The sequence below is a fragment of the Hydrogenophaga sp. genome, from assembly GCF_022844385.1.
Classification (GTDB): Bacteria; Pseudomonadota; Gammaproteobacteria; order Burkholderiales; family Burkholderiaceae_C; genus Hydrogenophaga.
Genome location: NZ_JALHLX010000141.1, coordinates 1 through 8036, shown reverse-complemented (window position 1 = coordinate 8036; position 8036 = coordinate 1). Strand labels below are relative to the sequence as shown.

Annotated in this window: 9 protein-coding genes; 3 read left to right on the top strand and 6 right to left on the bottom strand. The window is 65.4% G+C overall.

Annotated features, from left to right (window positions below):
- Positions 1–581 (bottom strand): ferritin-like domain-containing protein (locus tag Q0C59_RS17025; RefSeq protein ID WP_291217738.1); only part of this gene is annotated, 581 nt, incomplete at its 3' end.
- Positions 582–619: 38 nt separating this feature from the next.
- On the opposite strand from Q0C59_RS17025, the gene Q0C59_RS17020 reads away from it, so the two are divergent.
- A complete protein-coding gene (locus tag Q0C59_RS17020; RefSeq protein ID WP_291217735.1) occupies positions 620–1144 on the top strand; it encodes a gamma carbonic anhydrase family protein in 525 nt (174 codons plus the stop codon).
- A 50-nt stretch (positions 1145–1194) separates the two neighbouring features.
- The gene (locus Q0C59_RS17015; protein WP_291217733.1) at positions 1195–2172 is read left to right on the top strand and encodes an Hsp33 family molecular chaperone HslO; all 978 of its coding nucleotides are present in this window, start codon (positions 1195–1197) and stop codon (positions 2170–2172) included.
- Positions 2173–2180: 8 nt separating this feature from the next.
- Here the strand turns inward: Q0C59_RS17015 and Q0C59_RS17010 are convergent, their stop codons facing one another.
- Genes Q0C59_RS17010 through Q0C59_RS16990 form a run of 5 tightly spaced genes read right to left on the bottom strand, consistent with a single transcriptional unit; the run spans position 2181 to position 7025 of the window.
- Positions 2181–2840 carry an ATP-binding protein gene (locus tag Q0C59_RS17010; protein ID WP_291217730.1) on the bottom strand — a complete coding sequence of 220 codons (660 nt, stop codon included), beginning with the start codon at positions 2838–2840 and terminating at the stop codon, positions 2181–2183.
- A gap of 4 nt (positions 2841–2844) precedes the next feature.
- Complete coding sequence (locus tag Q0C59_RS17005; RefSeq protein WP_291217728.1) at positions 2845–3129, bottom strand: septum formation initiator family protein; 285 nt, start codon at positions 3127–3129, stop codon at positions 2845–2847.
- Between the two features lie 11 nt (positions 3130–3140).
- Entirely contained in the window at positions 3141–4439 is a 1299-nt protein-coding gene (gene eno, locus Q0C59_RS17000) for a phosphopyruvate hydratase (protein WP_291217726.1), read from the bottom strand.
- A gap of 44 nt (positions 4440–4483) precedes the next feature.
- Positions 4484–5341, bottom strand: coding sequence for a 3-deoxy-8-phosphooctulonate synthase (gene kdsA / locus Q0C59_RS16995; protein WP_291217724.1), 858 nt, complete (start codon positions 5339–5341; stop codon positions 4484–4486).
- A 13-nt stretch (positions 5342–5354) separates the two neighbouring features.
- Complete coding sequence (locus tag Q0C59_RS16990; RefSeq protein WP_291217722.1) at positions 5355–7025, bottom strand: CTP synthase; 1671 nt, start codon at positions 7023–7025, stop codon at positions 5355–5357.
- 112 nt (positions 7026–7137) lie between these two features.
- Here Q0C59_RS16990 and coaBC point away from each other — a divergent pair.
- Positions 7138–8036, top strand: an 899-nt coding sequence (gene coaBC / locus Q0C59_RS16985) for a bifunctional phosphopantothenoylcysteine decarboxylase/phosphopantothenate--cysteine ligase CoaBC (RefSeq protein ID WP_291217720.1), incomplete at its 3' end; no start/stop codon positions are given.

Genomic DNA, 8036 nt, shown 5'->3' with positions numbered 1-8036 from the left:
GCCTGCATGGGCGGCGTGGCGTCCAGGCCGCGGGCCTCCATGGTGCGCGGCACCAGGGCCATGCGCGCGGTCACGTCGTGTTGCGTGCGCAGGCACATCTCCCACAGGCTGTTGTGCGCGGCGAAATCGCCGTAGTCGTGGCCCAGGCTCTGCAAGTGGGCGCGCAGCAGCCCGAAGTGGATGGCCTCTTCGTGTGCCACGCCCATCCAGTCGGTGTAGTAGTCGGACGGCATGTCGGGGAAGCGCCAGATCGCATCCAGCGCCAGATCGATCGCGTTGAATTCGATGTGCGCCACCGCGTGCAGCAGCATGGCAAGGCCCTCTGGCGTGAATGCCGAACGCTTGGGCACGTCGACCGGCGCGATGAGCACGGGCAGCGCCGGCCGTCCAGGCAGGGGTGTGTGGGTGTCAGGTGTCAGGCGCTCGGCCGTGTCCAGGTGCGTCAGGCCCGCCTGTCGGGCTGCAAAGAGCGCGTGGGTGGCGGCGACTTTCCGGGCCGGATCGCTGGTGCACAGCGCCTGCAGGGCCTGCGCACGAAGGGAAACGGAAGGCGATGGCGACAGGTCGGCGGGGGCTTGCATCCCTACAATTCTAGGTTTCGCCACAGGAGACAACACACATGGCCCTTTACGAACTCGACGGTTTGACCCCCCAGGTGGCCGCTTCGGCCTGGGTGGCCGACAACGCACAGGTCATCGGCGACGTGGTGCTGGGCGAAGACAGCAGTGTCTGGTTTGGCGCCACGCTGCGTGGCGACACCGAAACCATCACGGTCGGGCGAGGCAGCAACATTCAGGACGGCAGCGTGCTGCACGCCGATGTGGGGTTTCCCATGACCTTGGGCGAGAACGTGACGGTGGGTCACCAGGTGATGCTGCACGGCTGCACCATCGGCGAGGGCTCGCTCATCGGCATCGGCGCGGTGGTGCTCAACGGCGCGAAGATCGGCAAACACTGCCTCGTGGGCGCCGGCGCCCTCGTCACAGAAGGCAAGGAGTTCCCTGACGGCAGCATGATCCTGGGCAGCCCGGCGCGCGTGGCCAAAACGCTCACGCCCGAGCAGATCGAAGGCCTGCGCATGAGCGCGAAGCACTACACCGACAATGCCGCACGCTACCGCAAGACCTTGAAAAAGATCGCCTGAACCCGATCTGCCACGATTGCGTTTTTTCGAACGTTCCCTGAAAGCTCCGTTTGTCCGAACTCCACAAATTCGTCTTTGAAGGCCTGCCGGTGCGCGGCATGCTCGTGCGCCTGACCGATGCCTGGCAAGAAATTTTGCAACGCCACAAAGACGGCGGCGGCTACCCCGTGGCCGTGACCGAGCTGCTGGGCGAGATGACGGCCGCGGCCACGCTGATGCAGGCCAACATCAAGTTCAACGGCGCGCTCATCATGCAGATCATGGGCGACGGGCCGGTGAAACTCGCCGTGGCCGAGGTTCAGCCCGACCTGAGCCTGCGCGCCACCGCCACCGTGATTGGAGAAGTGGCTGAAGACGCACCGCTATCCCACATGGTCAACGTCACCAACCAGGGCCGCTGTGCCATCACGCTCGATCCCAAGGATCGCTTGCCCGGCCAGGCGCCTTACCAGGGGGTGGTGCCGCTGTTTGGCGACCGGCGCGAGAAGCTGGAGAAGCTCAGCGAGGTGATCGAGCACTACATGCTGCAAAGCGAGCAGCTCGACACGCGCCTGGTGCTGGCCGCCAACGAACACGTGGCCGCCGGCCTGCTGATCCAGCGCCTGCCGCTGCAGGGCGTGGGAAACCTCGCCGGCCAGTCGGGTGCGCGCGACGAAGACCAGATCGGCCTGAACGAGGACTACAACCGCATTGCCATCCTCGCATCGAGCCTCAAGCGCGAAGAGCTGTTGACCCTGGACGCCGACACCATCCTGCACCGCCTTTTCTGGGAAGAAGATGTGCGCCGCTTCGAGCCCATGGTGGGCGAAACCGGGCCGCGTTTTGCCTGCACCTGCTCGCGCGAGCGCGTGAGCAGCATGCTGCGCAGTCTGGGGCGTGACGAGATCGAGTCGATCCTGGCCGAGCAGGGGCAGGTGGAAGTGGGCTGCGAGTTTTGTGGCGCGCAGTACCGGTTTGATCCGGTGGACGCGGCGCAGGTGTTCCTGCAGCCCGACATCCAGCCGCCGGCCAGCGACCAGAAACACTGACCGGCCGTTCAGGCCGGGCGCTGGGACACCAGCCCGCTGAAAAGCCGACGTTCGCAGTCGGGGTCGCTGCAGTTCTCGCAGGTCCAGCGGCCGGTGCCGGCTTCCAGCATCGGGTCGTGCGCCACCAGCGGGCGACCCAGCAGCACACCCACTGCGCGCAGCGCGTGCTGCAAACGAGCCTCTGCGGAGCCATAGACGGTCTGGAACGGGATATCAGCCGACTGCAGCTCGCGGCGCAGCACGGCGTCGATGTCGGTCCGCATGCCGGGCCCGTCGCGAAACAGGCCATCGGCCTGCCAGGGCAGGTCCAGGCCCATCAGGAGGGTGAGGTGGAACTGCTGCTGCGCCTCGAGTGATGCGGGCAACAGCGAGCGGTCGTTGAACACGCTCACGCTGTACGCTGCGACCACCAGCGCCGTGGTGTCGGCCACCACCACCTGCTCACCGCTTTGGGTTGCAACGTCGATCTGTCGGGATTGCTCGTTGGCAATGGCCGCCTGCTCGTGCGCCAGCGGGGCGCGGCCTTCGCGTTCGCACCAGGCGCGAAGGTGTTCCGGCACCAGCGTGGCGCTCACGCCCAGGGCGTTGAGTTGTTGGGTGAGGGCCAGGCCCAGGGTGGTCTTGCCGCTGGACTCGCCGCCGAGCAGGGCGACGGTGATGGCCGCCATGGTGTCAGCGCTTGTTCTGCGCGATCTGCACGAAGATTTCGTTGGGCTTGACCATGCCCAGTTCGGCGCGGGCGAGTTCCTCGACCATGTCCAGACCCTCCTGCAGGTCGCGCACCTCACTCACCAACTGGTCGTTGCGCTGCTGCGCTTCGCGGTTCGCCAGCTCTTGCGCGGTCAGCTGCTGCTTCATGCTGGCCACCTTGGGCACGCTGCCCCGCCCGAACCACAGCTGCGCGTGCAGCACCAGCAGCAGCGCGATCAGCAGGGCAGGGATGAAGCGGCGGGCCATGGTGGCGGAGATTACCTGAGGTTGTAGAAGGCGGCGCGACCGGGGTACACCGCCACTTCGCCCAGGTCTTCCTCGATGCGGAGCAGCTGGTTGTACTTGGCCATGCGGTCCGAGCGCGAGAGCGAACCGGTCTTGATCTGGCCGGCGTTGGTGCCCACGGCGATGTCGGCGATGGTGCTGTCTTCGGTTTCGCCCGAGCGGTGCGAGATGACGGCGGTGTAGCCCGCGCGCTTGGCCATTTCGATGGCGGCGAAGGTTTCGGTCAGCGTGCCGATCTGGTTGATCTTGATCAGGATCGAGTTGCCGATGCGCTTGTCGATGCCTTCTTTCAGGATCTTGGTGTTGGTGACGAACAAATCATCGCCCACCAGCTGCACTTTGGTGCCCAGGCGCTCGGTCAGCACCTTCCAGCCGTCCCAGTCGCCTTCTGCCATGCCGTCTTCGATGCTGATGATCGGGTACTTGTCTACCCAGGTCGCCAGGATGTTGGTCCAGTCTTCGGCGCTCAGCACCAGCCCTTCGGCCTCCAGGTGGTAAGCTTTGGTGCCGTCGGGGCCGTCCTTGTAGAACTCGCTCGCAGCGCAGTCCAGACCCAGGGCGATCTGGTCGCCGGCGGTGTAGCCGGCGCTGTTGATCGCTTCCAGGATCATCTGGATCGCGGCTTCGTGGTTGGCCACGTTGGGCGCAAAGCCGCCCTCGTCGCCCACGGCAATGCTCATGCCCTTGTCGTGGATGATTTTCTTGAGCGCGTGGAACACCTCGGCGCCCCAGCGCAGGGCTTCGCGAAAGCTCGGTGCGCCCACGGGGATGATCATCAGCTCCTGCAGATCCAGGTTGTTGTTGGCATGCGCGCCGCCGTTGACCACGTTCATCATGGGCACGGGCATCTGCACCGCGCTCATGCCGCCGAAGTAGCGGTAGAGCGGAAGGCCGGCTTCTTCGGCCGCGGCGCGCGCCACGGCCATCGACACCGCCAGCATCGCGTTGGCACCCAGGCGGCCCTTGTTGTCGGTGCCGTCGAGGTCGATCAGCGTCTTGTCCAGAAAGGCCTGCTCGGAAGCGTCCAGGCCCAGCACGGCTTCAGAAATCTCGGTGTTGATGTGCTCCACCGCCTTGAGCACGCCCTTGCCGAGGTAACGGCTCTTGTCCCCGTCGCGCAGCTCGATGGCTTCGCGCGAGCCGGTGGACGCGCCTGAGGGAACGGCCGCGCGGCCCATCACGCCACTCTCCAGCAGCACGTCGCATTCGACGGTGGGATTGCCGCGGCTGTCCAGGATCTCGCGGCCAACGATGTCAACGATTGCGCTCATGGGGTCATTACCTCTGGGTCAAAAAACAAAAAAGTGAATGGGGTTCAGGCGTTGAAATGGTCTTCGAGAAAACCGTTCTTCTTGGTCACCGTGTCCAGCGCGAGCAGCGTTTCCAGCAGCGCCTTCATGTGTTTGAGCGGCACGGCGTTGGGGCCGTCGCTCATGGCCTTGTCCGGGTCGGGGTGGGTTTCCATGAAGAGGCCGGCCACGCCCACGGCCACCGCGGCGCGCGCCAGCACCGGCACCATCTCGCGCTGGCCGCCGCTGCTCGTGCCTTGCCCGCCGGGCAACTGCACGCTGTGGGTGGCGTCGAACACCACCGGCGCACCGGTCTCGCGCATGATGGCGAGCGACCGCATGTCGCTCACGAGGTTGTTGTAGCCGAAGCTCGCGCCGCGTTCGCATGCCATGAAGTTGTCTTCATTCAGACCCGCTTCTTTGGCTGCGGCACGCGCCTTGTCGATCACGTTCTTCATGTCGTGCGGCGCGAGGAACTGGCCCTTCTTGATGTTCACCGGTTTGCCGCTCTGCGCCACGGCGCGGATGAAGTCGGTCTGGCGGCACAGGAAGGCAGGTGTCTGCAACACGTCGCAGACCTTGGCCGCCTCGGCGATGTCGTCTTCGCTGTGCACGTCGGTGAGCACCGGCACGCCGAGTTCACGTTTGACCTTGGCCAGGATTTCCAGACCCTTCTCGCGGCCCGGGCCGCGGTAGGTGGTGCCGCTGCTGCGGTTGGCCTTGTCGAAACTGCTTTTGAAGATGAAGGGAATGCCCAGGCTGCCGGTGATTTCTTTCAGCTGCCCGGCCACGTCCATCTGCAACTGCTCGGACTCGATCACACAGGGGCCGGCGATCAGGAAGAAGGGCTGGTTCAGGCCGATGTCGAAGCCGCAGAGTTTCATGGGTTGTGCTCGTTCAGGCGGTGGCCGCTGCCGGGGTGGTCTGCGCCTGCTGGGCCAGCGCGGCCTTCACGTAGGCGTTGAACAGCGGGTGCCCGGCCCACGGCGTGGACTTGAACTCGGGGTGGAACTGCACGCCCACGTACCAGGGGTGCACGCTTTGGGGCAGCTCCACCATTTCGGTGAGTTGCTCGCGCTGGGTGAGCGCCGAGATCACCAGACCGGCCTTGCGCAGCTGGTCGAGATAGTTCACGTTGGCCTCGTAGCGGTGGCGGTGGCGCTCGGTGACCACCGGGCCGTAGATCTGGTGCGCCAGCGTGCCGGGGGCCACGTCGGAGCTTTGCGAGCCCAGACGCATGGTGCCGCCCAGATCGGATGTGGCCGTGCGTTGCTGGATGCTGCCGTCGGCGTCTTTCCACTCGGTGATGAGCGCAATGACGGGGTGCGGCGTGTCGGCTTCGAACTCGGTGCTGTTGGCGTCTTTGAGGCCGGCCACGTGGCGCGCGTATTCGATGGTGGCCACCTGCATGCCCAGGCAGATGCCCAGGTAGGGCACCTTGTGTTCGCGGGCGAAGCGGGCAGCGCAGATCTTGCCTTCAATGCCGCGCTTGCCGAAGCCGCCCGGCACCAGGATGGCGTCGAAATGGCCGAGTACCTTGGCCACGTTGGCGGGGCTCAGCGTTTCGGAGTCGATGTAGTCGATCTGCACCTTGGCGTGGTTTTTCATGCCGGCGTGGCGCAGCGCTTCGTTGAGCGATTTGTAGCTGTCCGACAGGTCGACGTATTTGCCCACCATGGCGATGTGCACCGTCGCCTTGGGGTGCTCCACTTCGTACACCAGATCGTCCCAGCGCTTGAGGCTGGCCGGTGGCGTGTTCAGGCGCAGCTTGTCGCAGATCAGGCCGTCCAGGCCCTGCTCGTGCAGGATGCGCGGCACCTTGTAGATGGTGTCCACGTCCCACATGGAGATCACGCCCCACTCGGGCACGTTGGAGAACAGGCTGATCTTGGCGCGCTCTTCGTCGGGAATGCGGCGGTCGGCGCGGCAGAGCAGGGCGTCGGCCTGGATGCCGATGGCGCGCAGTTCCTTGGCGGTGTGCTGCGTGGGCTTGGTTTTGAGTTCGCCGGCGGCAGCGATCCAGGGCACGTAGCTCAGGTGCACAAAAGCCGAGTTGTTCGGACCCATGCGCAGGCTCATCTGGCGCACGGCTTCCAGGAACGGCAGCGATTCGATGTCGCCCACGGTGCCGCCGATTTCCACAATGGCCACGTCCACCGCATCGGGCGTGCCGATGCCGGCGCCGCGCTGGATGAACTCCTGGATTTCGTTGGTCACGTGCGGGATCACCTGCACCGTCTTGCCGAGGTAGTCGCCCCGGCGCTCTTTTTCCAGCACCGACTGGTAGATCTTGCCGGTGGTGAAGTTGTTGGTCTTCTTCATCCGCGTTTCGATGAAACGCTCGTAGTGACCCAGGTCCAGGTCGGTTTCGGCGCCGTCGTCGGTGACGAAGACCTCGCCGTGCTGGAAGGGGGACATGGTGCCCGGATCCACGTTGATGTACGGGTCGAGCTTGATGAGGGTGACTTTGAGGCCGCGGGACTCAAGAATCGCGGCCAGGGATGCGGAGGCTATGCCTTTGCCCAGAGAGGACACCACACCGCCGGTAACGAACACAAATTTGGTCATGTCTCGGGCGAGCCAGATGCTCGCAGGAGGTGGAAATGGCGATTATAAATGCCGCCCTCAACAGCCCACCCGGTCGGGCACGTGGACAGGGCCCAACTGCTACATTGCGCGCATGAACGAACTCGCTGGAAAACACATCGTGCTGGGTCTCTCGGGCGGCATTGCCTGCTACAAGGCGGCCGAACTCTGCCGGGCTTTGGTGAAAGAGGGCGCCACGGTGCAGGTGGTCATGACCGAAGCGGCCGAGCAGTTCATGACCGCGGTGACGATGCAGGCGCTCTCGGGCCGCCCGGTCTTCACCTCGCAGTGGGACGCACGCACCTCGGGTGGCGCCGACAACAACATGCCCCACATCAACCTCAGCCGCGAAGCCGACGTCATCGTGGTGGCGCCCGCCAGTGCCGATTTCATGGCCAAGCTGGTGCACGGCCGGGCCGACGAGCTGCTCTCGCTGATGTGCCTGGCGCGCCCCATCGAGAGCGTGCCGCTGATCCTGGCGCCGGCCATGAACCGCGAGATGTGGTCGCACCCCGCCACGCAGCGCAACATCGAACAGTTGCGCGCCGACGGTACCACCGTGCTTGATGTGGGCGCGGGTGAGCAGGCCTGTGGCGAGACCGGTGACGGCCGCATGCTGGAGCCCGAAGAGCTCCTGTACGACCTGGTCCGCTTCTTCACGCCCAAGTTGCTCGCGGGCCAGCACGTGCTGGTGAGCGCCGGCCCTACGTTTGAGGCCATCGACCCCGTGCGGGGCCTGACCAACCTCTCCAGCGGCAAGATGGGTTTTGCCATCGCGCGCGCCGCGCACGAGGCCGGCGCCCAGGTGACGCTGGTGGCTGGTCCGGTGGGTCTGCCCACGCCGCGCGGCGTGGGGCGGGTCAACGTGAAGTCTGCGCTGAACATGCAGAAATCGCTGGACCACCTGGCCCAGGCTGCCACCGTGTTCGTGTCGGCCGCCGCCGTGGCCGACTGGCGCCCGGCGCAGATGCTGGACCAGAAGATCAAGAAAGA